Genomic DNA, 24,574 nt, shown 5'->3' with positions numbered 1-24,574 from the left:
TTCAGCTCCGTAATTCAGCCACTTCGTCATCATTAAGATAACGAATCGGGCGGTCGCCCAGCGTAAAGATCAGTCGGGCAGTCTCTTCGAGTTCTTCGGTATTATCAGCGGCTTCACGCAGGGTTTTCCCCACCACCACCGGACCATGATTCGCCAGCAGAAACGCCTTGTAGTGCGGGGCCAGTTTCGCCAGGTCCTCTCCCAGGCGCTCATCACCCGGGCGATAATAAGGCACCACGGGGACATCGCCCACGCGCATCACCACATACGGCGTGAATGGGCGAATACAGTTTTTCGTGTCCAGCCCTTCCAGGCAGGAGAGCGCAGTAAGATACAGGCAGTGCAGGTGAACAATCGCCCCACATGCCGGATTATTCAGATAAATAGCGCGATGAAAGCTGATCTCTTTCGACGGTTTATCACCGCCAATCCACTCTCCTTCCGGGGTCACTTTCGATAGCCTTTCTGCGACCAGCTCACCCAGGCAGGAGCCGGTGGGCGTCGCCAGCAACGTACCATCTTCCAGTCGCATAGACAGATTCCCGGCTGAGCCCGTGGCATAGCCACGCTGGAAAAACGATGCGCCCAGCCGGACCATCTCTTCACGTGCTTGTTGTTCAGTCATACTACGAACTCCGTTTGTGCGCGGGCAAAAAAGTTTTCATCGCCGAAATTACCGGATTTCAGCGCCAGCGAAACGGGCTGCCCGACGGCGCGCACCCAGGGCACGCCTGGCGAAATCACCGGGCCGATATGAAATGCATCAATGCCTAACGTCTGCGCTACCACGCCGGAGGTTTCCCCTCCTGCCACGATAAAACGCTGCCAGCCACGCTGTTGCAGCTCACGCACCACAGCGGCAAACAACTGCTCAACGGCTTCACTGCTGTGCGCGGCGCCATACTGCTGTTGAATACGTTGCAGGGTTTCAGGGTCAGAAGTCGCGAACAGCAACGGGGCCAGTGCATCTGATTCGTGCTGCACCACCCAGTCGCACAGTTCGCTGGCGTAACGGGCGCGCTCATGCAGCGCACGTTCCACATCAATCGCTGCGGCTGCAGCCTGCTGGCGATAACGCGCCACCTGGCGGTTGGTCATGGTCGAGCAGGAACCGGACAGCACTACTGCGCGCTCGCCCTGTGGCGCTCCCGCAGCCTGAGCACGTGCACTATCGTGCCCGGAACTGGCCCACTGACGCGCCAGGCCGATTGCCAGCCCTGAGCCGCCCGTCACCAGGCGGCGATCGCGCAGCGCTTCTCCCTGGGTCAGCAGATGCTGCTCATTCAGCGCATCCAGCACCACATACTGCACGCCTTGCTGTGCCAGTTCCTCCAGGGCCTGACACACCGCATCAGCTCCCTGATCCAGCGTCTGACTGTTAATCAATCCCGCTTTACCGCTGGCCTGCGCTTCCATCAGCCGTAGCAGATTGCTGTCAGTCATCGGCGTCACCGGATGATGACGCATACCAGAATCGGACAGCAGCTGATCCATAACAAAAAGATGCCCCTGATACACCGTGCGACCATTCACCGGCAGTGACGGAGAGATAATGGTTTGTGACTCACCCAGTGCCGCCAGCAGCGCATCGGTGACCGGGCCAATATTCCCGCGTGATGTACTGTCAAAAGTGGAGCAGTATTTAAAATAAAAACGTTCGCACCCCTGCTGCTGTAACCAGGCCAGCGCCTGTAACGAATCAGACACCGCCTTCTCCGCTGCACAAGATCGCGACTTCAGACTGACAACAATGGCATCAGCCTGTGACGACAGTGGCTCTGCTGGCACACCATTGACCTGCACGGTAGACATGCCGTTCTGTACCAGGAAACTGGCAATATCGGTCGCCCCGGTAAAATCATCCGCAATCACACCCAGACGCATTATTTCGGCTCCTGTTTTACGGGCAGCGTAATGCCGCTGAAAATCTTAATCACTGCGCTGTCATCTTCGCGGCCGAAGCCCGCGTTACTGGCAGAGGTAAACATATTGAATGCCGTGGACGCCAGCGGCAGTGGGAAATGCAGCGCTTTCGCCGTGTCAGCCACCAGGCCAAGATCTTTAACAAAGATATCGACTGCCGATTTCGGTGAATAATCGCCGTCAACCACATGACGCATACGGTTTTCAAACATCCAGGAGTTGCCCGCGGCGTTGGTCACCACGTCATACATGGTATCCAGTGGAATACCGGCGCGGGCGGCCAGTGCCATCGCTTCTGCGCCTGCGGCAATATGCACACCGGCCAGCAACTGGTGAATGATCTTCACCGTCGAACCAAGACCAATCTCGCTGCCGATGCGATAAACTTTTCCCGCTACCGCGTCCAGCACGGGCTGTAACCGCTCAAATGCCTCATCACTACCGGAAGCCATCACGGTCATTTCACCGGTTGCCGCTTTCGCTGCCCCACCGGATACCGGAGCATCGAGCATGATTAACTGGTGGGCGGCCAGCTGTTGTTCAATCGCCTGTGCATCCTGAGAAGAGATCGTCGAAGAGACCATCACCACGGTGCCAGGCTTTAAGCGTGACGCCAGTCCGTGCTCCGCAAACAAAATCTGTTTCACCTGGACGGCATTCACCACCAGCAGCAGCACTGCATCAAGCTGGGCCGCGAAGTCACTGGCCGAGTTCTCCGCCGCCTGCGCACCGCTGTCGCGCAGTGTTTGCAGAGCCTGTGGGTTAAGATCCACGCCCCAGGTTTTCAGGCCCGCTTTGATACAGGACTGCGCAGCTCCCATCCCCATAGAACCGAGGCCGACGACACAAACCGACATTGATGTTGCCTTAGACATACGCACTCCGTGTTAATTTTGGTGATTATTTGTTTTGATATGTGAAGTATAGGCGCTTTTATCGGCACTTTTGGTGACGTGTATCACAACAATTAACCGTAAAAAAGGAAGGAATAACAAGAATTAACACCGCAGCACGATAACCGTGATATAAAAATACTCATTTAAATTCATAAAGATAAAAACAAAACCATCGATATATGGGAAGGAAAACGTCTTCTTTCCGTGATAAATTGATAAAAATTGTGGTGCAGACGCCGGGTACGCTCCTTTACACTCTGTTCACGCCCTCACTCAACAGGAATAATGATGATCCCGGTAGAACGACATCAACAAATATTAACGCTGGTACAGGAGCGGGGAGTCGTGAGCATTGCTGAACTGACTGAACGTCTGGCCGTGTCGCACATGACCATTCGCCGCGATCTGCAAAAGCTGGAAGAGCAGGGAGCCGTGTTACTGGTGTCAGGCGGTGTCCGTTCCACAGAACGCCTCTCCACCGAGCCGACGCATCTGGATAAAACCAGTATGTTCAGCCTGGAAAAACAGACCATTGGTGCCGCCGCCGCCCGCCATATTCCGCGTAACAGCTGCATCTACCTCGATGCCGGTACCACCACGCTGGCGCTGGCACGCGAACTGGGCATCCGTGACGACCTGCTGATCATTACTAACGATTTTGTCATTGCCAATTTCCTGATCGACACCAGCCAGTGCCGGATGATCCACACTGGCGGTACACTGTGCCGCGACAATCGTTCCTGCGTGGGGGATGCGGCTGCTCAGGCGCTGCGCGGCCTGTCGGTAGACATCGCATTTATCTCCGCCTCCTGCTGGGGAATGCGTGGCACCTTCACGCCGGATGAAGAAAAAATCGCCGTCAAGCGCGCCGTCAGTGAAGTCAGCCGCAAGCGTGTACTGCTGGCTGATAGCTCAAAGTACAACAAAATTGCCACCTTTCTCGCCCTGCCACTGACACAGTTTGACAGCATCATCACTGACCCACACCTGCCTGCTGCCGCGCGTCAGGAACTGGCTACGCTCGAACTTGACGTCATCCTTGCGGGTTAACGACTGACAGATAATGCCCTCCAACATTCATAAAAATTTAGCGACCGCGATCACGGTCTTTCACTTCTTTACGTTCAGGACTTAGAGGATCGCGCGCAGCGTAGCTAGACTTATTCAGGTCATTTTATGGACTCACTTGCTACCCTTTCCCCTGAAAATGTTACAAGGAGATCTTATGAGCACAATAAACACCTGCATGGGTCGTTACAGTCTGACCGCGAAGAATACGGGCGATCATATTAAAGGATCGATTGCGATCAACGATGAAGGTGGTGGTCAGCTGACCGCACACGAATTTAATGAGCACTATCTGGATGATGTGATCAATAACGTTATCTTTCCTGTCACAGGGGGTAACCGGGTGATCACCAGCGCCCTGCGCGAACAGATGGTTAAAGCCGGTTTTGAACAACCGCATTAGGCTGGTATTGATGCGACCGTGAAGCACATTGTGCGATTTCGCTATATTTATTAGAGTCTGCTTCACATTTTGACTATCAATCGGTATTTCCGATCGATCACTACAGATCGATCTGTATAATCACTTATATTTACTGTGGGATTGATGCGATGATTTATTGCCGTAATTATTATGGCAAAGTCAGATGAATAGCTTTAGTTGCCCACTTTACGTGGGCTTTTTTATAATGCTGGTGGGGATGACGGGTTCTCTTCTGGCACAGAAGTGGCCGATGCTTCCCTCTCCTTTTTGCTGCGGCTGCGTAAACTCTGTCGTACAAGGAAAACGGGTGCGGCCAGCAGCAGCAGCAGACTGCCTGACATCCCGCAGATCACCAGACTCACCAGCCCTAACCAACCCCCACCCGCCGTCACGCCCGCTGCCACCAGCGATAGCAGGAAAAAGAACATCAGAGTCATCGTCACTGGCCAGAGATTCACGATGTCCATCTCGCTCAGCGCCATTTTCACCGGCTTAGCCGCCAGCAGCGCCTCCTGTTCTTCCACTTCTATTTTCTGTTGCAGTGCCTGTAAATCCACGCAGGGTGCGACAAAATCCTCGGCGGGTTGAGGATGATGTAACTCGTCGAAAATACGTTCTGTGGAGGGAAACGTGTGAGGCCAGACGGCGCTATGCACACCATAGCTGCTCAGCGCTGGCAGCGTAATACGCGGCCACTGAATCGCCTGTAAATAGCGATCATTCAGTACCACCCAGCTCTGTCGGCTGTTACCGCGGGTAACATGGTAAAGCTTGAAACGGTCGGCAGGCGGATAGGAAAGATACGTTACCCGCGCCGTAATAAACGGAATATGCCGTTGTCGGCAATAATTCACCCGGCTCTGTCCCTGTACCGCCAACAACACAGCCAGAGCGGAAATAAAATAGTAAGAGGTACTCTCGGCAGCATGTGGGCCATTCAGATGCTCAAGCAACTTCTCTTCGCTGTTAGCGCTGAGATGATCGGGCCACCAGCGCCAGCTTCGGCCAATCACCCGCTCGGTCGGCACCTGATAGATCCCCATTGGCTCGGTTTCTGAAGGCAGGATAGCAAAGGGGAGAATTTTACTGAAAAAAGTCAGCGCATCGTCCGGGCCATTCCATTCGCCGCTGGCTTCCAGACCATGCAGGTTAGCCGTCAGCTCACCCCAGCCGACTTTCCCCAGCATATCAATCTTATATTTGGTATCTGCCAGCCGTTTACCCAGCAACAGCATCTCACGCGAAATCGCAGACAGATCCAGTAAAGGAATACTGCCAGTGCTGTTGGGTTCTGTGTGTTCACTTTCCATACGGCTGTTTTACCCCAGGCGGCGTGTATCCGAGCAAAAAAATTTGGCTTTAGTTAAAAAAGTCAATACATATCAATGCAATAGTATACTTAGCAACCGATGAAATTAGCAATATACCGAACAGGGATGTCGCGATATTCATCGAAATAAAAGCCTGAAATGCAGAAAAATTAAACGGACAAAGACCAATTATTCGTTTAAAAATAAGCAGTAACCTTCATTATTTTAAGGAAAAAAAATGAGCCAGATTCAGGGTGACATTCACATTAATCACGCCATTTTGCAGCAAATGGTGCAGAGTCTGTGGCAGTACGCAGGCAGCAGCAAGCAGGAAGCACAACGCGTCGCCGAGCATCTGGTGGCAGCGAACCTTGCCGGGCATGATTCTCACGGCGTTGGGATGATCCCAAGTTATATGCTCTCAAAATCCCAGGGACATCTGCAGCAAAACCAGCAGCTCAGGATCGCTAAAGACGCCGGGGCGGTGCTCACCGTCGATGGCGGCCAGGGCTTTGGCCAGGTGATGGCCGCTGAGGCGATGGATCTGGCGATTGCGCGTACCCAGAAACTGGGGATGTGTGCCATCGCATTGCGTAACTCGCACCATATTGGGCGCATTGGTCACTGGGCGGAGCAGTGCGCACGCGCCGGTTTTATCTCCTTTCATTTCGTCAACGTTGTTGGCGATCCGATGGTTGCGCCTTTTAACGGCAGTGACCGCCGCTTCGGTACTAACCCATTTTGCGCCATCTTCCCGCGCCCCGGCCAGCCACCGCTGCTGCTTGATTTCGCCACCAGTGGCATTGCCTACGGTAAAACCCGCGTTGCCTGGAACAAAGGTGTCAACGTCCCGCCTGGCTATTTGATCGATCATCAAGGGCAGCCGGACATTGATCCTGCGGTGATGCATGAAGCGCCATTTGGTTCCCTTCTGGCCTTTGGCCTGCATAAAGGCTATGCGCTGGCGGTGATGTGCGAAATCCTCGGTGGAGCGCTTTCCGGTGGGCAAACGACCCACCCACAGTCACTGAAAAATACCAGTGACGCTATCTTTAACTGCATGACCACCGTGGTACTTGACCCGGCAGCGTTTGACGCACCGGACATGCAGCAGGAAGCGGAAGCCTTTATTGCCTGGACGAAAGCCTCACCGCAGGCGGGTGACAATGCAATCCTGGTCCCGGGTGAGTGGGAGGAAGCACAGCGCGCCGAACGCCGCCTGCACGGTATTCCGATCGATGCCAATAGCTGGCAGCAAATTTGCCAGGCGGCGCGTGATGCCGGAATGCCGGACAGTGAGCTGGCCGGTTATCAGCCTCAGGCATAAGGCACGCCGGAGGCCAGGTGGGCAGTTAACGTGAAAACAGCAGCTTCACGCCCGCCGCCGTGAAAAACAGCGCGAAAATGCCTTCAATACTGCGGCGGCATTTCTGATAACCCCGGCTCATCGCCGGGGTCGAGAACAACAGCGCGTAGCTGCTGAACACCATTATCCCCAGTAACGCACAACCACCGACAATCAACGGCAGTATGGAAGGGGCCGCATCCGGATGGATCCCCAGTGACATTATCGCGGTCCAGACCAGAATCGCCTTTGGATTTCCAAGATGCAGCAGCAATCCACGGCGGTAGAGGGAGGCGGGTGCCCCCCCTGCCGCCAACGGAACAGCGCTGTCTTCCCCGCGACGGGCAGCACTGCGCGCGGCTTTCCACGCCAGAAAAAGCAAATAGAAGCCCCCTACCACTTTGATCACCACAATGGCCTGTGCATAAGCCAGCAACAGCGTGGATAATCCGGTCGCGACCAGCAGCGCCCAGCACAGTGATCCCGTGATCACGCCCGCCGCCAGCATCAATGCCGGGCGGCGACCCTGGCGCATCGCTACCCCCATAATGGCCATATTGCTCGGGCCGGGGCTGGCCGTGCCCAGCAGATAGGCCACATACACGGGCAACAACATCATAAAGGTATCCATTTGACTCCCGAGGCTGACAATGTTTTTTTGGTTATAGCATGCAAGCCCTCCTGCTCGCCACAAGCATCATTCACCCAGTGACCTCTTGACTCTCCGCAACAATCGGCGATAAAAACCCCATCAATTTGTAACCAAATAATTCAAATTACATATTTATGTGTATTACACCCTTAACATTTACAGGGAGGAAAATGACGAGTGGTCCCGCAGAGGGATTGACTAGTAAAGGCGAATAGTGGGAAAAGGGTATTTTAAAATTAATAGAACCAAATAATAACATTAAATACACATACCATTCATAACTCATGAGAAACTATAGGGTTATTATAATAATGATGCGTAAACATCCTTTTTTATAGCCGTATTCGCTATATTAAATGTGCCCCTCCCCAACGTTTTTATACGCAGAAAGACGATAGTCATCTGACGAAATCAGCCGCAGCACAAATGAAAAAAATGCTTTTACGACAGAAAGATACAGCATTGTCACATATAAGCATCATTCTTCTATCCTGCATTAACATTATCTTCCGTTGATTTAACCTGTTGACGAAACAATTACTCGTAATAATCGTTACTGTTATAGGCCAGTTCACTATTACTGTTGCTACTTCTTCACCAGCTTTGGTCTTAGGATCAAATCTCCGATGAGAAGTCCCCGGCTGACACGTTTTCTTTTTTGCTATATGTCGCCTATTTGTTAACCGTGGGTAAAAAAATAAAAGGCAGTTGTTCATGTTAGATCGAGGTAAGCAATGTTTGGATTAGATGCGTTCCATCTGGCGAGGATACAGTTTGGTTTCACCGTAGCCTTCCACATTCTCTTTCCCGCCATCACCATTGGCCTGGCCAGTTTTCTCGCCGTGCTCGAAGGTCTGTGGCTGAAAAGCAAAAATGAGGTCTATCGCGACCTTTATCATTTTTGGTCAAAAATCTTTGCCGTTAACTTCGGTATGGGGGTGGTATCGGGTCTGGTGATGGCCTATCAGTTTGGGACCAACTGGGCAGGATTCTCGCAGTTTGCAGGCAGTATTACTGGCCCGCTCCTGACCTACGAAGTGCTTACCGCGTTCTTCCTTGAAGCTGGCTTCCTCGGCGTGATGCTGTTTGGCTGGAATCGCGTCAGCCGTGGCCTGCACTTTTTCGCTACCTGCATGGTCGCGCTGGGCACCATTATCTCCACCTTCTGGATCCTAGCCTCCAATAGCTGGATGCAGACGCCGCAAGGTTACGCGCTGGAAAACGGCATTGTGATACCCGTGGACTGGTTCAAAATTATCTTTAACCCGTCCTTCCCTTATCGCCTGCTGCATATGTCGGTTGCTGCTTTCCTGGTCACGGCCTTCTTCGTGGGCGCCTCTGCCGCATGGCATCTGCTGCGTAAAAACGATACCCCAGCGGTGCGTAAAATGCTGTCGATGTCTCTGTGGATGGCATTGATCGTCTCGCCGATTCAGGCAATGATTGGCGATGCCCACGGCCTGAATACGCTGGAACATCAGCCTGCAAAAATCGCGGCGATTGAAGGCCACTGGGAGAATCCTCCGGGAGAAGCGACCCCGCTGATCCTGTTCGGCATCCCGGATATGAAAGAAGAGCGTACCAAGTACGCGCTGGAAATCCCTTACCTCGGCAGCCTGATCCTGACCCACAGTCTGGATAAACAGGTGCCGGCACTGAAAAGTTTCCCGAAAGAAGATCGTCCTAACTCCACCGTGGTGTTCTGGTCGTTCCGCGTGATGGTTGCGCTGGGCATGCTGATGATTCTGCTGGGTGTTGTCAGCCTGTGGATGCGTCGCGGTCAGCGCCTGTATACGTCTCGTCCTTTCCTGTGGTTTGTCCTGTTGATGGGGCCTTCCGGTCTGATTGCTCTGGTGGCGGGTTGGATTACCACCGAAATTGGCCGTCAGCCGTGGGTTATTTATGGCCTGCTGCGCACGCGTGATGCCGTATCACTGCACAGCACGCTGCAAATGAGCATCAGCCTGATCGCGTTCCTGCTGGTGTACTGTGCCGTCTTTGGTGTTGGTTACAGCTATCTGGCGAACCTGATTAAGAAAGGCCCGCAGGCCGGTGAAGGTGACCATACGCCAGAAGGTGGCCCAGGCACATCACATACCCCGTCTCGCCCGCTGTCTGCGGTGCAGGAAAAATTACATTCGCCGCAGGAGGAGAAGTAAGGTGGGCATCGATCTCTCAATTATCTGGTTTACTATCATCATCTTCGCCACCCTGATGTATATCATTATGGATGGTTTCGATCTGGGTATCGGCATCCTGTTCCCGTTCAATAAAGATCCCATTGAGCGCGATATGATGGTCAACACCGTGGCCCCAGTATGGGATGGCAACGAAACCTGGCTGATCCTCGGGGGGGCCGCGCTGTTCGGTGCTTTCCCGCTGGCCTATGCAGTGATCACCAGCGCCCTGGCAGCGCCGCTCACCATCATGCTGATCGGTCTTATTTTCCGTGGCGTGGCGTTTGAGTTCCGTTTTAAAGCAACGGAAGAACATCGTCCGTTCTGGGATAAAGCGTTTATTGGCGGTTCTTACGTGGCAACCTTCAGTCAGGGTGTGGTGCTGGGTGCGTTTATCAACGGCTTTGAAGTGACCAACCGCACTTACAGCGGCCCGGCTCTGGCATGGCTGACGCCGTTTACGCTGTTCTGCGGCGTCGGTCTGGTTCTGGCCTATGCCCTGCTGGGGAGCACATGGCTTATCATGAAGACCGAGAATGAACTGCACAGGAAAATGACGGCGCTGACCAAACCGCTGCTGATCGGCCTGCTGATCGTGATGGCCATCGTCAGTATCTGGACGCCGCTGGCACACACCAGCATCATGGAGCGCTGGTTCACCCTGCCTAACCTGTTCTGGTTTTTACCCGTTCCGTTACTGGTTCTGGCGGCGTCCTGGGCACTGTGGCGCGCACTGCAACGCCACGCACACTACACGCCATTTCTGCTGACCCTGGCGCTGGTATTTCTGGGCTTTACCGGACTGGGTATCAGTATCTGGCCGTATATCATTCCCCCTTCCATCACCATCTGGGATGCCGCCTCCCCACCGCAGAGTCAGGGCTTTATGTTAGTTGGTGGTCTGCTGATTATTCCGGTGATTCTGGTCTATACCTTCTGGAGCTACTATGTGTTCCGTGGCAAGATCAAGCCGGACGAAGGCTACCACTGATAACCTGAGCCTCAGGCAGAATATCACTGGCAGCACGGGAGCTTAGCGCTCCCGACAAAGAGGGCAGATCGTTGATCTGCCCTCTTTTTTGTCAGTATCTGGCACCTTCATTCATATTTTCACACATAAGTGCTCCGGCAAAAGCCACCAGATGAACTACGCTTAAAGTCGTTTCAGGAAATCATGCCATCAAAAGGAGGCACAATGAGTCTGTTTGATAAAGCGAACGATAAAGCGCAAGAAGCCGTCGGCAAAGGGCAGGAAGAGTTTGGTAAAGCCGTGGACTCGCCGGAGCATGAATTCAGAGGAAAAGTGCGTCAGCAGGCAGCAAAAGCCTCTTACGCCGTGGATGATGCGCTGGACTGCGTGAAAAGCAAAACCCAGGATTCCCCCCTAGTTTCACTGGCGATTGCCGCCGGTGTAGGCTTCCTGGCCGCCAAGATTTTTGGCCGCCGCTAAGCCCGATCTGACATGATCTCACTCTGAACGCCCCTCGTGGGCGTTTTTTTATGGGAGCTCTCCAGAGCACTTAATAGCGAAACGGGTTAACCACATTGTGATGTACTTCATCGGGCTAAAAAACCGATTAGATAATCATAATAAGAGGTGAACTCATGGAAAGAATAGCCTGTCTTAAACAGTGTCTCGGTATTGCCACGCTGTTCATGGTGGCTAACGCATCTGCCCTACCCCAGCGTTTTTATCTGCATCAGCCGCCACCATCAACAGAAATTATTTCTCCTCAGGCAGATACGCCGGCCATTCCTCAAGAGTATCGCGATAATCAACCGCAACCGCTGATGCGGGGTGACGGATTTAATTACAACCTCTATTACAACTACCGCTTAACGCCTCACTTGATACTGCGGCCTAACCTGCAAACCAGCACCAAACCCGGTGCGGTGAGTGAAAATTCACATCTGTTTGTGGGCGGCCTCGGCGCGGGTATTGATTTCTGACGCCTGGATACCGGCAATGCTTGTTGGCAAGACGATTATTCATAACAAGGAGAGATAAATGAATCATTACGGTGTTTTTCAATGGACGAGTAAACATGCCATGCTGATGATGTGCGGCAGCGCACTGTTATGGGCTTCAGCCCCCGCAGGGGCAGAAATGCGCCCTCTCAGTCTGGATTCGGATTATCTGTTTGGCGACTGGGACGGCTATCGCAGCGAATTAAAAAGGGAAGGTGCCGATTTCCAGATCAACTACACCATGGAGTCGGCCAGTAATCTTGCCGGAGGCTATAACACCTCCACCACTGCCCGTTATACCGATCAGTGGGCCTTCGGCACCACCCTCGATCTGGAAAAACTCCTCAACTGGGATGACACACAGTTCCAGTTCACAGTGACCAGCCGGAACGGCCGCGACCTGACCCAGCATATCAACGATCCGCGGACCGGCGGCTTGTCCTCAGTAGAAGAAGTCTGGGGGCGCGGCCAGACCTGGCGGCTGACCCAGTTCTGGGTTAACAAAGGTTTCTTTGACCATCGGGTTGAAATCAAAGCCGGTCGTGTGACCACGGGTGAAGACTTTGATGCATTCGACAGCAAATTCCAGAACCTGGCCTTTGGCAGCGGTCAGCCAGGCAACTGGCGCGGCGACCGCTGGTTTAACTGGCCGGTGTCACAATGGGGGGGCCGCGTGAAACTGAACCTGCCGGACGAAATGTTCTTCCAGGTGGGCTTCTATAACCAGAACCGTAATAACTACGATCGCGGTAACGGCTTCTACCTCGACGGCAGCCCGAGCCTGGGTAACCTGGTCCCCTTTGAATTTGGCTGGACACCCCTGCTGGGTGCCAACAAGCTGCCGGGGAACTACCGTATCGGTGGCTACTACTCCTCGGTTAACGGGGATAAATATGCCAGCTACCACAATGGCGGCTACGACAGCCAGGCGAAAGCCTATGGTGGTTATGTGCTGCTGCAACAGCAGTTAACCGCTACCGACGGTGATGTCAACCGGGGCCTGGGCTTAACCGTACAGGCGGTGATGAACGATCACAAAACCTCGAAAACCGATCATTACCAGGCTGTATCCCTCACCTGGAAAGGCCCCTTTGCGGCACGTGCACAGGATGAGATAGGTGTCGGGGTCGCGCGTATTCACGTCAACAGTGACTACGGAAAAATGCAACGCGAAACCAATCAATACAACGGCGAGTCCCGTTATAACAGCCCGACGTATCTGCCTGTTCAGCACGGCTCCGAGTGGAACTACGAAGTTTACTATAATGTCCACGCCACTAACTGGCTTAATCTGCGCCCTAATCTGCAATATGTCGCCTCTCCTGGCGCAGTCAGTGGGGTTAAAGACGCGTTTATCGGTGGACTGAGCGCCAATGTGAATTTCTGATGTCAGCGACTCTGCCAGCATAGAAACGTGATGGCCGACCATGTGTTTCGGTCGGCCTGGTCGGCTTCACTGTCTGACCGGAACACATGGCCGGCCACGAAGGGGCCCAACGATTATTTCAACTGCACGCGTGCTGTATAAAAACGGCGGGCCGCCAGATAACCCGCAATGATGGTCGACAGGCTGGCGGTGCCAAGCAACATAAAGGTCACCATAATCTGATACTTAATGGCTTTTACCGGATCAATACCGGCAAAAATAAGGCCGGACATCATGCCCGGTAAACTCACCAGACCGACCGTTTTTGCTGCATCGACCGTGGGGATCATGGCTGCGCGTATGCTGTCGCGCACGATAGACGTCGATGCCCGCTTTGCACTGGCTCCCAGACTCAGCATCTCCTCGATCTTCTGGCGATTATCACTAAACCGCTGATTCAGGTTACTGAAACACAACCCGACCGCCACCATCGCATTACCGGCAATCATTCCCGAGATAGGGATCACCTGCATGGGCATGAATTCAATCGCGCCACTGAGCAGCAAAATGGTCAGCGTCAACGTCGTACCGGAGGTGATGGCAATAAACGAAATCAGAAAACCTCTGTCGATGGCGCGACTGCGCTTTTTGGCATTCAACGCGGCATTCACGCAGATAAACAGCACCATCAACACGGTCAGCCACTGATTGTTAATATCGAAAATATATTTGAGCACATAGCCAGCAATCACCAACTGCACAATGGCACGCGCCACGCTCCAGATGATGTCTTTTTCCAGCCCCAGCCGCTCCTTGCCGCTGACCAGCAGTGCAATCACCACCAGCATTAAGGCCAGCGCCAGTGATTCATTGGTAATATTATGCTGGTTCATACTGGCCCTCCGTTGCTGCAGGCGACAGCCGGAGCCGCCGTCTGCCATCATCTGTTTCTACGCTGTCGTGACTGATCCAGATCGCCGCACTTCCTTGCGCGACCTGCTGGTCGATCAACTTCGTCACCCTCCGTTTATTTGCGTCATCCAGCGCGCTACTGATTTCATCCAGCAGCAGGATATCCGGGGGAAACTGTACATTGCGCAGCAGCGCCACGCGCTGTTTTTCTCCGCCGGAGAGTTGATCAATTGAGGTATCCAGCATCGCGGGTGGCAGCCCCAATCGCTCCAGCTCATCGCCGAGATGCTGGCGTTCTACGGGCTGCTGGCGGATCTCATAGGGCAGAGAGAGATTGTCATACACCGTACGGCCAAACAGTTGGGGGGTCTGAAACACGTAGGATACCCGCTGGCGATACTGTTCGGGTTTCAACTCAATAATCGGCTGACCTTTCAAGCTCACTTCACCGCCGGACGCATCAAGCAGGGAGGCAATAATTTTTAGCAGGGTACTTTTACCCGCCCCGGATGGCCCCGTTAGCCAGAGGAATTCCCCCTTATGAAGCTCAAAGGAAACGGGCGACAACAGCGTTTTACCCTGACGCACAAACGAGACCTCCCTGACCTGCAGGAGGGGAAGTGAAGGGATCATGTTTAACAGACTCTGTGTAATGAATCGCGCGATGATAGCATTATCTTTGGGCCTTTTTCCCCGGCCAGAATATCAGTAACAACCCGGCGAGGATCAGTACCGCGCCCACCAGCTTGCCCCAGAGAAAGACTTCATTCATCCCTGGCAACCACAGTGCCGCTGTCCACACCAGCAGATAACTCAGACTCAACAGCGGGTAAACCCGGCTCAGGGGCAGGCGCTGTAAGGCCAGCAACCAGCACATCATCGATAAAGCGTAGGCCAGTAGCCCGCCGGACAGCACCAGCGTGGGTAAGGAGAGGCTGAGCAGCGCCGCGCTGAACAGCGTGAGCTGATCGATAGCGGGAAGCTGTACCATCGCCCACTTCATCATTAACTGCGCGCCACTGATCAGCAGCACGCTGCAAAAAGCATAGAGCAGGCCCATCAGGTATAGCTCCCCATCACCGCCACTCCAGCCACAATCAGCACAATGCCCAGCCCGTGACGCCATGAAATCGCTTCCTGCCACAACCAGCGCGCGGCTAAGGTCACAAAAATAAAGTTAAGACTCAGCATAGGGTAAGCTACCCCTACCGGCACAGTCTGCAACACACGCAGCCACACCAGCAGCGCCATCCCCAGCAGCAATATACTTGCCGTCAGCCACACCAGAAAATGACGGCGCCCCTCACGCACCGTCGCCTGCTTCTGGCACAACTGCCCGCCACAGCTCAGCAGGCTGGCCAGTACAATCAGCAGCATATTCACGGCTGCTGCCGATAGAGATACAACAGCATCCGCCCTTGCTGATAGAGACGATCAGGTGCCGGGATACGCTCATCCACCTTGTTGTCCTCAGAGGCTAATTTCATCATCAACGACACATTACCTTCACGCCGATGCGCGCTCAGCCACTGTGCAAAATCCGCAGTAGAGATAAGACGATCGGCACCATCGGCATAGCTCAAACCGTAGGCCAGCTCACCCGGTTGTTCTAATAATAAAATGTCGCTGCGCTTCAGTTCCCAGGCCAGTGCCGAGGCCATACCAATATTGTTCGACAGCACAAAGCGGCTCTGCTGCAAATCCCGGCTCACATCGGCAATAAACGGCTGGGGCTGTTTTGAGTTCATCACCTTATCGGGGATCGCGGCACCCACCACCAGAGCCAGCCCCAACGGACACAGCGCCGCCAGCCGCCAGTGCTTCGCGCCCCCCACCAGACTGGCCGCGCCCACCAGTGCCCAAAAGAGAAATGCCATCCCTCCCAGCAATACTTTAATCAGCTCATGGCGGGCATACACCGGTTGCCTGAGCAGGCCCCAGGGTGCCACGACCAACACCATCGCCAGCAGTAGCACGAGCCCCACCACCAGATTGATCACGCCGTTGGCTTTCAGCCCGCGCCGCCCCGCTGCGGAGAGTGCCATCGCATGATGGGCCAGCAGCATCGCCAGCGGCGCAAAACACGGCAGGATATAGGTCGGCAGTTTGCCTTTCGCCACACTGAAAAACAGCAGCGGCATCACCACCCAACCGAGTAAATAGGCTGAATCAGCAGCCCGCTGCCGTTCCCGCCAGGCCCGATGCAGCGCGCCCGGCAGTAGCCCAAGCCACGGCAGTGCCCCGACAATCATTACCGGAATGTAATACCAGAACGGCGCTTTGTGTTGAGCATCATTCTCAGCAAAGCGCTGGATATGCTCCACCCAGAAGAAATAATGCCAAAAGTCCGGTTCCTGTCGGGCAATGCTGATGGCCCAGGGGGCCGAGATCAGCGCCGCACTGAGTAAGGCCAGCGGTCCGCATAACATCAGCTCTTTCACACGGCGCTGCCAGATCATCCACGGCACAATCGCCACCACCGGCACCGCCAGCGCCAGAAAGCCTTTGGTCATAAAGCCCATACCACAGGCAAGCCCCAGCAGTAACCAACCCGCTGTTTTCTGCCGCCGGCTTCCCCCTTGCCCGACCAGCCAGAAGCTGCACATTGCTGCCGTCAGCCATAGCGTGATCATCGGGTCCAGCACCGCATAAGTCCCGATGCAATAGACCAACATGCAGGTGAGGAAGATCACCGCAGACAACAGCGCCGTCGCCCGCTTACGCCACAGACAGAATGCCAGCCAGTAAATCAGCACTGCACTGAGTGACACAGAAAGCACTGAGCCAAAACGCACGGCGAAGTTGTTGCCACCAAAGATCCACTGACTGAGATTATTGATCCAGTACCCTGCTATCGGCTTCTCAAAATAGCGCAGGTCAAGAAAGTGCGGCACCACCCAGTTTCCGCTGACCAGCATTTCACGGCTGATCTCCGCATAGCGAACTTCATCCGGCTGCCACAGCGCCCGGAACTCAAGAGGGAGCAGGTAATAGAGTGCATACAACAGGGGCAGTAACAATGCATAACGGGTGTATTTCATCCACAATCACTCAGCGAGTTGCTGGCATCCCAGCCAACCTTCACGGCCGGGGAAGCTACCCCGAATCACTTTGCCTGTCGGCAGTTGCGAGAGATCCTGCGGCAGCAGCTCGCCCAAGGAACAGAAACGAATCCCCCGCTGTCGCGCCTCCGTCAGCAGTGCATCAAATTTGTCCGCCAGCACGATCCCTTCCGCTTCTGCATGGATGGTGTAAACCGGCACGCCCGACTGGCGACCGATCTCATCAAGGATAAACGCGTTGTAGTGCGCAGGATCGACACGCGTCCCTACCACTTCGTCCCACGTCGGTAACGTCACCGGGATTTGCACGGTTCCCAGCCGCCCATCGGGGAGTAAGGGTAGGAAAGGCTCTGTACCCCGACAGTCGCTGTTATAACGAAAATCAAAAGCCTGTTTGGCGGTGAGGACACGGCCATCGGCACGCCAGCCCGCTGCGGCTGAACAGGTTACGGGTTGCCCGGTCAGTTCGCTGAGTGCCTCAACGCCCCGGCGGACCTCTTCACTCAGCTTCCCGGCAGGCCATACGCCCGCCCAGGTCTGCCAGGCAAAATGATCCCAGGCGTGCATCCCTGTTTCATGCTGCAAGCTCGCCTGACGGATCGTATCGGCCAGCCCCTGGCCGATACGTCGTCCGGGCCAGGCTGTACCCGCCAGTAGAATATCCCAGCCGTATAGTGAAGCCGCGTTTGACCGCAGCATCTTCCACAGAAAGCGCGGTTTTAGCAGTCGCCATAAATGGCGGCCCATATTATCCGGCCCAACGCTGAAGAAAAAACTGGCGCGGGTTTGCTGGCGTTCAAGGATGGAGAGCAGGCGCGGCACACCGTCCCGGGTGCCGCGCCAGGTATCCACATCAATGCGTAAACCCACATTGATCATTCGACGATCTCACCCTGTTCAACGGTTTGCAGGAAGAAGTCGAGCGTGGCATCAATGGTGTAATTCATCGCCACCTCCGGCTGCCAGTTCAGCAGACGTTTCGCATTACGAATCGACGGTTTACGATGCTCCACATCCTGATATCCCTTGCCATAATAGCTGCTGCTTTCCACCTCGCGGAAACCGGCAAATGGCGGGAATTGGTGGCGCAGCGGATGCCGTTCAAAACTGGCCAGCAGCTGTTCGGCCAGCTCTTTAATACTGGCTTCGTTATCCGGGTTACCGATATTGATAATCTGACCATCGCAGTTCTGCTGCTTATTCTCGATAATCAGGAACAGCGCTTCAATGCCGTCACGGATATCAGTAAAGCAGCGCTTCTGCCGCCCGCCGTCAATCAACTTAATCGGCGATCCTTCCACCAGATTCAGGATCAACTGAGTGATGGCACGCGAGCTGCCGATACGTGCCGCGTTAAGGTTATCCAGGCGCGGCCCCATCCAGTTGAAAGGCCGGAACAGCGTAAATCGCAACCCCTCTTTTTCTCCATAAGCCCAGATCACCCGATCCAGTAACTGTTTCGAGACGGAATAGATCCAGCGCTGTTTATTGATCGGCCCGACCACCAGATTCGAGTGATCTTCATCGAAAGTGTCATCCGTACACATGCCATAGACCTCCGAGGTGGAGGGGAAAATAATGCGCTTTTTGTACTTCACGCAGTCGCGGATGATCTTCAGGTTTTCTTCAAAATCCAGTTCAAACACGCGCAGCGGGTTGCGGGTGTATTCGATCGGTGTGGCAATCGCCACCAGGGGTAACACCACATCACATTTCTTAATGTGGTACTCGATCCACTCCGAGTGAATACTGATATCCCCTTCGACAAAATGAAAACGCTCGTGGCCCACGAAGCGCCTGATGGCATCGGAGCCAATATCCAGCCCGAAAATTTCGAAGTGATCATCGGCCAGCAGGCGCTCAGTCAGGTGGTTACCGATAAAACCATTAACGCCGAGGATCAGCACACGGGTTCTGCGTTTTGCCGCTGCCACCGGCTGGTTATGCAGCAAGGCACCGGCTACCAACCCAAGGGTTTGCGCCAGTTGACTGCCCTGCATATAGACGCCGCTGTCGCTTTGACCAGTCACCACTTCCAGCGCGCCATCCGCGCAGGCGACAACAAAAGGCGAAACGGAAAGTACCGTACCGGGCTTTGTCGCCGGCCAGTTGTGACAGATTTTGGATTGCCAGATGATAAACTTCGCGGCCCCCACATAGCTGAACGCCCCCGGCCAGGGATCGGTGACCGCACGCACCAGGTTATGGGTTCGCTGTACTGGCTGCTGCCAGTCGATACGTCCGTCTTCCGGAGTCCGTCGTCCCACATAGGTTGCCTTGCGTTCATCCTGCTCGACGGCAATAAAACTGCCCCGCAGAACGTCCGGCAGGCTGCGCATCAGCAGCTGTTTTGCACTTTCACACACTTTATAATGCAGCGTCAGCGCAGTATCTTCCGCCGCAATCGCCACCTTCTCACAGGCGATAATCGCCCCGGCATCGGCGCGTTTCACCATGCGATGCAGCGTGACACCGGTTTCTTCTTCACCGTTAACCAGCACCCAGTTCAGTGGCGCGCGGCCACGATACTTCGGCAGCAATGAGGCATGCAGATTAAACGCCCCCACTGGCGCACAGGCGAGGATCTCGTCGCTCAGCATCTGACGGTAGTGGAATGAGAAAATCACGTCAGGTTTCATCTCGCGGATGCGGTCAATCCACAGAGGATGGTTAACCTCCTCCGGCGCATAAACCGGCACACCCAACTGCGCGGCAGTACGTGCGACGGACCCGAAGAAGTGATTCTCGGCGGGATTATCCGCGTGGGTGAAAATCGCGCAGATGTCAAAACCCGCTTCAGCCAGCGCCCGGATCCCGGTGCAGCCCATATCATGGTAGGCAAAAACCACGGCTTTCATGATGATTTATCCTGTGTGGAGTTGGCGTCGCGGCTAACAACGCGCTGAATAAAATAACGGGGACGGGCGCGCACATCGTTGTAGATACGCCCGATATACTCGCCAAGTAGCCCCATGCCAATAAACTGTGCGCCGACAAAAATGAACAGCACGGCAAACAGCATAAATACCCCTTCTGCTGCCCACTGCGGGCCAAGAAACAGGCGCAGTCCGATCAGCAGCAGGGAAATCGCAAAACCCGCCAGCGCAATTACGCTGCCAAACACGCTTAACAGCCGCAGTGGCGTGGTTGTCAGGCAGGTGATCAGGTCATACATCAGGTTGATCAGGCGCATCAGGCTATATTTGGAATCGCCAAATTCGCGTTCGGCGTGCAGCACCGGGATCTCCGTGGCCCGCCGGGCAAAGGTGTTCGCCAGAATGGGGATAAAGGTGCTGCGCTCATGGCAGTGCAGCATGGCATCAACAATATGACGTCGGTAAGCTCGCAGCATGCAACCGTAGTCGCCCATCGCTTTACCCGTGGTGCGTTGAATCAGATGATTGATCAGGCGTGAAGCACGCTTACGGAACCAGCTGTCCTGACGGTTTTGCCGCACGGTGCCGACCACGTCATAACCCTGTCGGGCCGTTTCCACCAGGCGCGGGATCTCTTCAGGGGGGTTTTGCAGGTCGGCATCAAGCGTAATAATCAGGTCACCGCTGACATGACTGAAGCCGGCCATGATCGCCGAATGTTGGCCGTAGTTACGGTTCAGCAACACCGCCACAATATGGCTATCCGGTGCCTCAGCCGCGGCAGTGAGCATCTCGGCCGACGCATCGCTGCTGCCGTCATCGACCAGTAAAATTTCATAGTCGATAGCCAGTTGCGCGCAGGCTGCCTCCGTACGGCGGATCAGTTCAGGCAGGCTCTCCTGCTCGTTGTACACCGGGATCACTACGGAGAGTTTGTTGATCGGTTGTTCTGTCATCTCTTATCTCTTTGCCAGCTTACGCAGCGCCACAATCACGCGGCGGCCATCGTCGTCAGTCATCCCCGGGAACAGGGGAATCGAGCAGATGCGCTCTGAGTTCCATTCGGTCTGCGGCAGGGACAGCTGAGGGAAGCGTTCACGATAATATTTCTGCGTATGCGCCGCCCGGAAGTGAAGCCCGCTGCCGATCCCTTGTTCCTTCAGCGCCTGCATGAGTTCATCGCGGCTGATACCGCATAGCTCAGGGTCAACGCGCAGGATAAACAGGTGCCAGGCGTGGTGATGGGGCCAGTCGGGTTGTGTCAAAGGCAGGAACGGGGTATCGGAAAGCTCCTCAAGGTAACGCAACGCAATTTGCTCACGTCGGGCGTTGTTGGCTGTCAGCTTATCCAACTGCACCAGCGCAATCGCCGCATTGATATCGGCAAGGTTATATTTGAAGCCGGGCATGATCACTTCGGCCTGCGGCGCACGGCCGTGGGTCTGGCGATCGAAAGCATCGACACCCAGTCCGTGGAATTTCAGGCTACGCACGCGATCGGCCAGGGCATCATCATCGGTGACCACCAGTCCGCCTTCGGCGCAGCTCATATTTTTAATCGCGTGAAATGAGAAAATTGCCGTACCGCGGCGACCCACATGCTGCCCGCGATAGTGAGTACCTGCTGCGTGGGCCGCATCCTCGATAACCGCAATGCCCCGCTGTTCGGCCAGCGTGCGAATGGCATCGATATCAACCGGTGCTCCGGCATAATGTACCGGGATAATGGCTTTGGTCCGTGGGGTGATGGCCGCCTCAATCAACGCCGGTGTCACCATCAGCGTATCGCGATCCACGTCGATCATCACCGGCGTCGCCCGCAGCAGAACGATCATATTCAGCGTTGAAACCCAGGTCAGCGAGGGGGTGATCACTTCATCACCCGGCCCTATTCCCAGTGCCATTAGCGTGACGTGCATCCCGGCCGTTGCCGAGCTGACGGCAATCGCGTGACGATTCCCGGTAAGCTGGCAGAAAGCCTGTTCAAGCTGCTGATTTTTGGGGCCGGTGGTGATCCATCCTGAACGCAACACCTCGGCGACGGCGGCCAGTTCTTCCGCACCCATTGCCGGACGAGAGAAAGGCAAAAAGTCTGTCATTGATTACATCCATTAAACAATTAACACCACGAATGATGAGTGAGGATAGCAGAGGCTGCGATTCCCCTCTCTCAACCCTGAACGAATCACTGCATATTTTTCATTCTACTGGTCGTTATGCTCCCTCCGTCTCATTTGAACAATAAAACGCCAGTTATTGCCATGCTGCGCCAAAAGCGAGCAAAAAAGCATAGCAAAACCCGGATATATGGAGCTTAAATGAAAATACTTAGGGGAAGATTAAGAGAAGCTCACTGAGGAAAGATTAAATCAGTCTGGTTGATGGATGGTTTAGCTATAAAAGGGGTTGTGTACTTATTCGCTTAGGAAAAACCTAAAATATAAAAAAAATTTCATTATTTTGTTGCAAAACATATTGAGTTACACAGAAATGATAGCGGGCCAGCGGCATAAGGCCGGTGACCCGAAGCGGTATTATTTACGCGCATCCAGCAGTTGGGTGGCATTGTCGGGGGTCACTTCCGTCCAGGGTACGGAGTAGCGTTTTGCTTTGCCCTCATCCCACGCCATCTTATCGGCGTACTGTTTCCAGATGGTGGACTGCGGCTGGTAGCCCTCCCCCTTCACCGCGCGCAACGCGACATCAATCGAGCCCTGCATCTGTGCGTGGGCATCCTGCAAGATGGACACCATCTCACCCGCCTGCACCGCGCGGATAGCGTCAGACACACCGTCTACTCCGGCGATAGCAAAGTCTTTCACATTCAGGTTAGCCCCTTTAATGGCTTCAATGGCACCCAGCGCCATTTCATCATTCTGCGCGATCACGCCGTTAATCTGGCCCCGGTGCTTCTGCAACCAGTTCTCCATCAGCGGCAGCGCTTCGGCACGTGACCAGTTTGCGGTTTTGCGCTCCAGCACTTTCACATTCCCGGCACCACATTCGGCAATGGCTTTATCGTTACCCTGACCGCGCTGGATCTCGCCGCTACCGCCCTTCGGCCCTTCAAGAATCACCACGTTGCCTTTGCAGTTGATTTTTTTCAGCACCGCTTTCGCTTCCAGATAGCCACCCAGTACGTCGTCCGATACCACCTCAGAGGTCATTTTGTCGGTATTCAGTCGTGCATTGGTGACGACCACCGGGATTTTGGCTTCATTAGCCATTGTCACCACGTCAATGTTGGCCTCATAGTCCATCGGGTTGATGATGATGGCATCAACATGGGTCTGAATGGCGGTTTCTGCCTGATTATTCTGTACCAGTGGATCGTAACGGCCGTCATACACGGTCAGCTGCACTTCGCCACTTTTTACCGCCGGATGCTCTTTACCTGCTTTTTCCATCAGCTGCACAAATTCGGCTTTCATACCGTACATCAGTACCGCTATTTTAACCGGTGCGGCCTGGGCAATCACGCTGCTGCCCATTAACAGACCGGACGTCAGCAACGCTATTTTAGTTATCTTATTCATAAAAACTCCTGGTTATGTAGGGTGATATTTTTATGTCATCAGGAAAATAATATTAATCGCGTTGTTGTTTACGCGACGGGTCAAGCAACACTGCCACCACAATTAATGCCCCTTTAATAATCTGCTGGTAATAAGACTGAACGCCCAGCAGATCCAGGCCATTATTCATGACGCCAATAATTAAAATACCGAACAACGTGCCGACCAGCGTACCCACGCCGCCCGCCATACTGGTGCCACCAATCACCACTGCCGCTATCGCATCCAGCTCATAGGCAGCCCCGGCATTGGTCTGCGCCGAGCCGGTGCGTGCCGTCAGGATAAGACCCGCAATGCCCGCCAGCGCAGCACACAGGGTGTAGACCAGCACTTTGATTTTCACCACGCTGATACCTGAAGTGCGTGCACTTTTCTGATTGCCCCCGACGGCATAGACATAGCGGCCAAACAGCGTTTTATTCAGCAGTATCCAGGCCAGTGCAAACAACACGATAAAAATAATCACCGGGAGCGGGATGCCCAGCAGATACCCGTTACCCAGGGCGCGAAAGTCAGGGTTTAGCTGTGATATCGGGTTGCCATCGGTGGTCAGCAGCGCCAGGCCACGCGCCGCCGACAGCATTCCCATGGTGACAATAAACGGTTGCAGCCGGTAGCGAGCCAGAATCGTCCCGTTCAGCAGGCCACAGACAATGCCGATCCCCAGCGCGACAATTAACGGCATGATGACCGCATGTGCCGTATCACCGATGGCCAGCCCGCTGTTGGTGGTGGCAAAGCGCGCCGCGACAATGCCGCTTAGCGCCAGAACCGAGCCGACCGACAGATCCACACCAGCGGTAATAATGACAAAGGTCATTCCGATGGCGAGGATGCCGTTAATTGACACCTGGCGTAATACAATCAGCGTATTTTCATGACTGAGAAAATAATTACTGCTCCACGCACCGTTCGCGACCTGCACTTCACCAATTACGGTGACAATCAGGCACAGCACAAAAAAGGCGATAATAATGCCGTATTTATGCATCCGGCGTTTATTACGCGTAAAGAAAGACA

General features: G+C 54.4%; 24 protein-coding genes. 8 read left to right on the top strand and 16 right to left on the bottom strand.

From position 1 onward, the window contains the following. Position 1: 1 nt before the first annotated feature. From otnC to ltnD, 3 genes are read right to left on the bottom strand one after another with little or no spacing between them, the layout of a single operon-like run. Entirely contained in the window at positions 2 to 625 is a 624-nt protein-coding gene (gene otnC, locus WH279_RS02715; protein ID WP_159337445.1) for a 3-oxo-tetronate 4-phosphate decarboxylase, read from the bottom strand. Continuing rightward, positions 622 to 1,884, bottom strand: a complete 1,263-nt coding sequence (gene otnK, locus WH279_RS02710; protein ID WP_339454945.1) for a 3-oxo-tetronate kinase — start codon at positions 1,882 to 1,884, stop codon at positions 622 to 624. Before otnK ends, otnC begins: the two co-directional genes overlap by 4 nt. Beyond that, on the bottom strand, positions 1,884 to 2,798 hold the full coding sequence (ltnD, locus tag WH279_RS02705; protein ID WP_339454944.1) for an L-threonate dehydrogenase: 915 nt from the start codon (positions 2,796 to 2,798) through the stop codon (positions 1,884 to 1,886). Before ltnD ends, otnK begins: the two co-directional genes overlap by 1 nt. A 309-nt stretch (positions 2,799 to 3,107) precedes the next feature. Here ltnD and ygbI point away from each other — a divergent pair, with 309 nt between their 5' ends. Both ygbI and WH279_RS02695 read left to right on the top strand, forming a co-directional pair. Further along, positions 3,108 to 3,869 carry a DNA-binding transcriptional repressor YgbI gene (ygbI, locus tag WH279_RS02700; protein WP_339454943.1) on the top strand — a complete coding sequence of 254 codons (762 nt, stop codon included), beginning with the start codon at positions 3,108 to 3,110 and terminating at the stop codon, positions 3,867 to 3,869. A gap of 175 nt (positions 3,870 to 4,044) precedes the next feature. Continuing rightward, positions 4,045 to 4,290 carry a hypothetical protein gene (locus WH279_RS02695; protein ID WP_339454942.1) on the top strand — a complete coding sequence of 82 codons (246 nt, stop codon included), beginning with the start codon at positions 4,045 to 4,047 and terminating at the stop codon, positions 4,288 to 4,290. A gap of 221 nt (positions 4,291 to 4,511) precedes the next feature. Here WH279_RS02695 and WH279_RS02690 read toward each other — a convergent pair whose 3' ends face one another. Then, on the bottom strand, positions 4,512 to 5,621 hold the full coding sequence (locus tag WH279_RS02690) for a hypothetical protein (RefSeq protein WP_339454941.1): 1,110 nt from the start codon (positions 5,619 to 5,621) through the stop codon (positions 4,512 to 4,514). A 238-nt stretch (positions 5,622 to 5,859) separates the two neighbouring features. On the opposite strand from WH279_RS02690, the gene WH279_RS02685 reads away from it, so the two are divergent. Then, a complete protein-coding gene (locus tag WH279_RS02685; protein WP_339454940.1) occupies positions 5,860 to 6,948 on the top strand; it encodes a malate/lactate/ureidoglycolate dehydrogenase in 1,089 nt (362 codons plus the stop codon). A 25-nt stretch (positions 6,949 to 6,973) separates the two neighbouring features. Here WH279_RS02685 and WH279_RS02680 read toward each other — a convergent pair whose 3' ends face one another. Then, positions 6,974 to 7,597 (bottom strand): LysE family translocator, encoded by a 624-nt coding sequence (locus WH279_RS02680; protein ID WP_339454939.1) that lies wholly within the window; start codon positions 7,595 to 7,597, stop codon positions 6,974 to 6,976. Positions 7,598 to 8,352: 755 nt separating this feature from the next. On the opposite strand from WH279_RS02680, the gene WH279_RS02675 reads away from it, so the two are divergent. The 5 genes from WH279_RS02675 to WH279_RS02655 all read left to right on the top strand — a co-directional run bounded on the left by WH279_RS02675 (position 8,353) and on the right by WH279_RS02655 (position 13,150). Continuing rightward, positions 8,353 to 9,777, top strand: a complete 1,425-nt coding sequence (locus WH279_RS02675) for a cytochrome ubiquinol oxidase subunit I (protein ID WP_133845630.1) — start codon at positions 8,353 to 8,355, stop codon at positions 9,775 to 9,777. A gap of 1 nt (position 9,778) precedes the next feature. After that, a complete protein-coding gene (gene cydB / locus WH279_RS02670) occupies positions 9,779 to 10,786 on the top strand; it encodes a cytochrome d ubiquinol oxidase subunit II (protein ID WP_339454938.1) in 1,008 nt (335 codons plus the stop codon). A 204-nt stretch (positions 10,787 to 10,990) separates the two neighbouring features. Beyond that, positions 10,991 to 11,245 carry a CsbD family protein gene (locus tag WH279_RS02665; protein WP_133845634.1) on the top strand — a complete coding sequence of 85 codons (255 nt, stop codon included), beginning with the start codon at positions 10,991 to 10,993 and terminating at the stop codon, positions 11,243 to 11,245. 155 nt (positions 11,246 to 11,400) lie between these two features. Then, positions 11,401 to 11,745: a carbohydrate porin gene (locus WH279_RS02660; RefSeq protein ID WP_339454937.1), complete on the top strand. Its 345-nt coding sequence runs from the start codon at positions 11,401 to 11,403 to the stop codon at positions 11,743 to 11,745. Positions 11,746 to 11,854: 109 nt separating this feature from the next. Further along, the gene (locus WH279_RS02655) at positions 11,855 to 13,150 is read left to right on the top strand and encodes a carbohydrate porin (protein WP_445235245.1); all 1,296 of its coding nucleotides are present in this window, start codon (positions 11,855 to 11,857) and stop codon (positions 13,148 to 13,150) included. A gap of 113 nt (positions 13,151 to 13,263) precedes the next feature. Here the strand turns inward: WH279_RS02655 and fetB are convergent, their stop codons facing one another. The 11 genes from fetB to WH279_RS02600 all read right to left on the bottom strand — a co-directional run bounded on the left by fetB (position 13,264) and on the right by WH279_RS02600 (position 24,545). Continuing rightward, entirely contained in the window at positions 13,264 to 14,022 is a 759-nt protein-coding gene (gene fetB / locus WH279_RS02650; protein ID WP_339454936.1) for an iron efflux ABC transporter permease subunit FetB, read from the bottom strand. Then, positions 14,009 to 14,674: an iron efflux ABC transporter ATP-binding subunit FetA gene (fetA, locus tag WH279_RS02645; RefSeq protein ID WP_445235213.1), complete on the bottom strand. Its 666-nt coding sequence runs from the start codon at positions 14,672 to 14,674 to the stop codon at positions 14,009 to 14,011. Before fetA ends, fetB begins: the two co-directional genes overlap by 14 nt. A gap of 40 nt (positions 14,675 to 14,714) precedes the next feature. After that, entirely contained in the window at positions 14,715 to 15,101 is a 387-nt protein-coding gene (gene arnF, locus WH279_RS02640) for a 4-amino-4-deoxy-L-arabinose-phosphoundecaprenol flippase subunit ArnF (RefSeq protein ID WP_339454934.1), read from the bottom strand. Beyond that, the gene (arnE, locus tag WH279_RS02635; RefSeq protein WP_159337450.1) at positions 15,101 to 15,424 is read right to left on the bottom strand and encodes a 4-amino-4-deoxy-L-arabinose-phosphoundecaprenol flippase subunit ArnE; all 324 of its coding nucleotides are present in this window, start codon (positions 15,422 to 15,424) and stop codon (positions 15,101 to 15,103) included. Before arnE ends, arnF begins: the two co-directional genes overlap by 1 nt. Further along, positions 15,421 to 17,082, bottom strand: coding sequence for a lipid IV(A) 4-amino-4-deoxy-L-arabinosyltransferase (gene arnT, locus WH279_RS02630; RefSeq protein ID WP_339454933.1), 1,662 nt, complete (start codon positions 17,080 to 17,082; stop codon positions 15,421 to 15,423). The genes arnE and arnT overlap by 4 nt, the downstream gene beginning before the upstream one ends. A 6-nt stretch (positions 17,083 to 17,088) precedes the next feature. After that, on the bottom strand, positions 17,089 to 17,982 hold the full coding sequence (gene arnD, locus WH279_RS02625; protein ID WP_339454932.1) for a 4-deoxy-4-formamido-L-arabinose-phosphoundecaprenol deformylase: 894 nt from the start codon (positions 17,980 to 17,982) through the stop codon (positions 17,089 to 17,091). Next, positions 17,979 to 19,961, bottom strand: a complete 1,983-nt coding sequence (gene arnA, locus WH279_RS02620) for a bifunctional UDP-4-amino-4-deoxy-L-arabinose formyltransferase/UDP-glucuronic acid oxidase ArnA (protein ID WP_200641520.1) — start codon at positions 19,959 to 19,961, stop codon at positions 17,979 to 17,981. Before arnA ends, arnD begins: the two co-directional genes overlap by 4 nt. After that, positions 19,958 to 20,935 (bottom strand): undecaprenyl-phosphate 4-deoxy-4-formamido-L-arabinose transferase, encoded by a 978-nt coding sequence (gene arnC / locus WH279_RS02615; protein ID WP_200641519.1) that lies wholly within the window; start codon positions 20,933 to 20,935, stop codon positions 19,958 to 19,960. Before arnC ends, arnA begins: the two co-directional genes overlap by 4 nt. Before the next feature lie 3 nt (positions 20,936 to 20,938). Beyond that, positions 20,939 to 22,078: a UDP-4-amino-4-deoxy-L-arabinose aminotransferase gene (arnB, locus tag WH279_RS02610; protein ID WP_339454931.1), complete on the bottom strand. Its 1,140-nt coding sequence runs from the start codon at positions 22,076 to 22,078 to the stop codon at positions 20,939 to 20,941. Between the two features lie 435 nt (positions 22,079 to 22,513). After that, complete coding sequence (locus WH279_RS02605; RefSeq protein ID WP_418903899.1) at positions 22,514 to 23,470, bottom strand: substrate-binding domain-containing protein; 957 nt, start codon at positions 23,468 to 23,470, stop codon at positions 22,514 to 22,516. 97 nt (positions 23,471 to 23,567) lie between these two features. Further along, positions 23,568 to 24,545, bottom strand: coding sequence for an ABC transporter permease (locus tag WH279_RS02600; protein ID WP_445235244.1), 978 nt, complete (start codon positions 24,543 to 24,545; stop codon positions 23,568 to 23,570). Positions 24,546 to 24,574: the final 29 nt, after the last annotated feature.

The organism is Erwinia sp. MYb375 (assembly GCF_037479175.1).
Lineage (GTDB): Bacteria > Pseudomonadota > Gammaproteobacteria > Enterobacterales > Enterobacteriaceae > Erwinia > Erwinia rhapontici.
This window is presented reverse-complemented; position numbering and strand designations above follow the sequence as displayed.

Bases quoted from the DNA above. Each gene is read 5' to 3' on its own strand.
- otnC (WP_159337445.1), bottom strand. From the start codon at position 625: ATGACTGAACAACAAGCACGTGAAGAGATGGTCCGGCTGGGCGCATCG.
- otnK (WP_339454945.1), bottom strand. From the start codon at position 1,884: ATGCGTCTGGGTGTGATTGCGGATGATTTTACCGGGGCGACCGATATT.
- ltnD (WP_339454944.1), bottom strand. From the start codon at position 2,798: ATGTCTAAGGCAACATCAATGTCGGTTTGTGTCGTCGGCCTCGGTTCT.
- ygbI (WP_339454943.1), top strand. From the start codon at position 3,108: ATGATCCCGGTAGAACGACATCAACAAATATTAACGCTGGTACAGGAG.
- WH279_RS02695 (WP_339454942.1), top strand. From the start codon at position 4,045: ATGAGCACAATAAACACCTGCATGGGTCGTTACAGTCTGACCGCGAAG.
- WH279_RS02690 (WP_339454941.1), bottom strand. From the start codon at position 5,621: ATGGAAAGTGAACACACAGAACCCAACAGCACTGGCAGTATTCCTTTA.
- WH279_RS02685 (WP_339454940.1), top strand. From the start codon at position 5,860: ATGAGCCAGATTCAGGGTGACATTCACATTAATCACGCCATTTTGCAG.
- WH279_RS02680 (WP_339454939.1), bottom strand. From the start codon at position 7,597: ATGGATACCTTTATGATGTTGTTGCCCGTGTATGTGGCCTATCTGCTG.
- WH279_RS02675 (WP_133845630.1), top strand. From the start codon at position 8,353: ATGTTTGGATTAGATGCGTTCCATCTGGCGAGGATACAGTTTGGTTTC.
- WH279_RS02665 (WP_133845634.1), top strand. From the start codon at position 10,991: ATGAGTCTGTTTGATAAAGCGAACGATAAAGCGCAAGAAGCCGTCGGC.
- WH279_RS02660 (WP_339454937.1), top strand. From the start codon at position 11,401: ATGGAAAGAATAGCCTGTCTTAAACAGTGTCTCGGTATTGCCACGCTG.
- WH279_RS02655 (WP_445235245.1), top strand. From the start codon at position 11,855: ATGTGCGGCAGCGCACTGTTATGGGCTTCAGCCCCCGCAGGGGCAGAA.
- fetB (WP_339454936.1), bottom strand. From the start codon at position 14,022: ATGAACCAGCATAATATTACCAATGAATCACTGGCGCTGGCCTTAATG.
- fetA (WP_445235213.1), bottom strand. From the start codon at position 14,674: ATGATCCCTTCACTTCCCCTCCTGCAGGTCAGGGAGGTCTCGTTTGTG.
- arnF (WP_339454934.1), bottom strand. From the start codon at position 15,101: ATGGGCCTGCTCTATGCTTTTTGCAGCGTGCTGCTGATCAGTGGCGCG.
- arnT (WP_339454933.1), bottom strand. From the start codon at position 17,082: ATGAAATACACCCGTTATGCATTGTTACTGCCCCTGTTGTATGCACTC.
- arnD (WP_339454932.1), bottom strand. From the start codon at position 17,982: ATGATCAATGTGGGTTTACGCATTGATGTGGATACCTGGCGCGGCACC.
- arnA (WP_200641520.1), bottom strand. From the start codon at position 19,961: ATGAAAGCCGTGGTTTTTGCCTACCATGATATGGGCTGCACCGGGATC.
- arnC (WP_200641519.1), bottom strand. From the start codon at position 20,935: ATGACAGAACAACCGATCAACAAACTCTCCGTAGTGATCCCGGTGTAC.
- arnB (WP_339454931.1), bottom strand. From the start codon at position 22,078: ATGACAGACTTTTTGCCTTTCTCTCGTCCGGCAATGGGTGCGGAAGAA.
- WH279_RS02605 (WP_418903899.1), bottom strand. From the start codon at position 23,470: ATGGGCAGCAGCGTGATTGCCCAGGCCGCACCGGTTAAAATAGCGGTA.
- WH279_RS02600 (WP_445235244.1), bottom strand. From the start codon at position 24,545: ATGCATAAATACGGCATTATTATCGCCTTTTTTGTGCTGTGCCTGATT.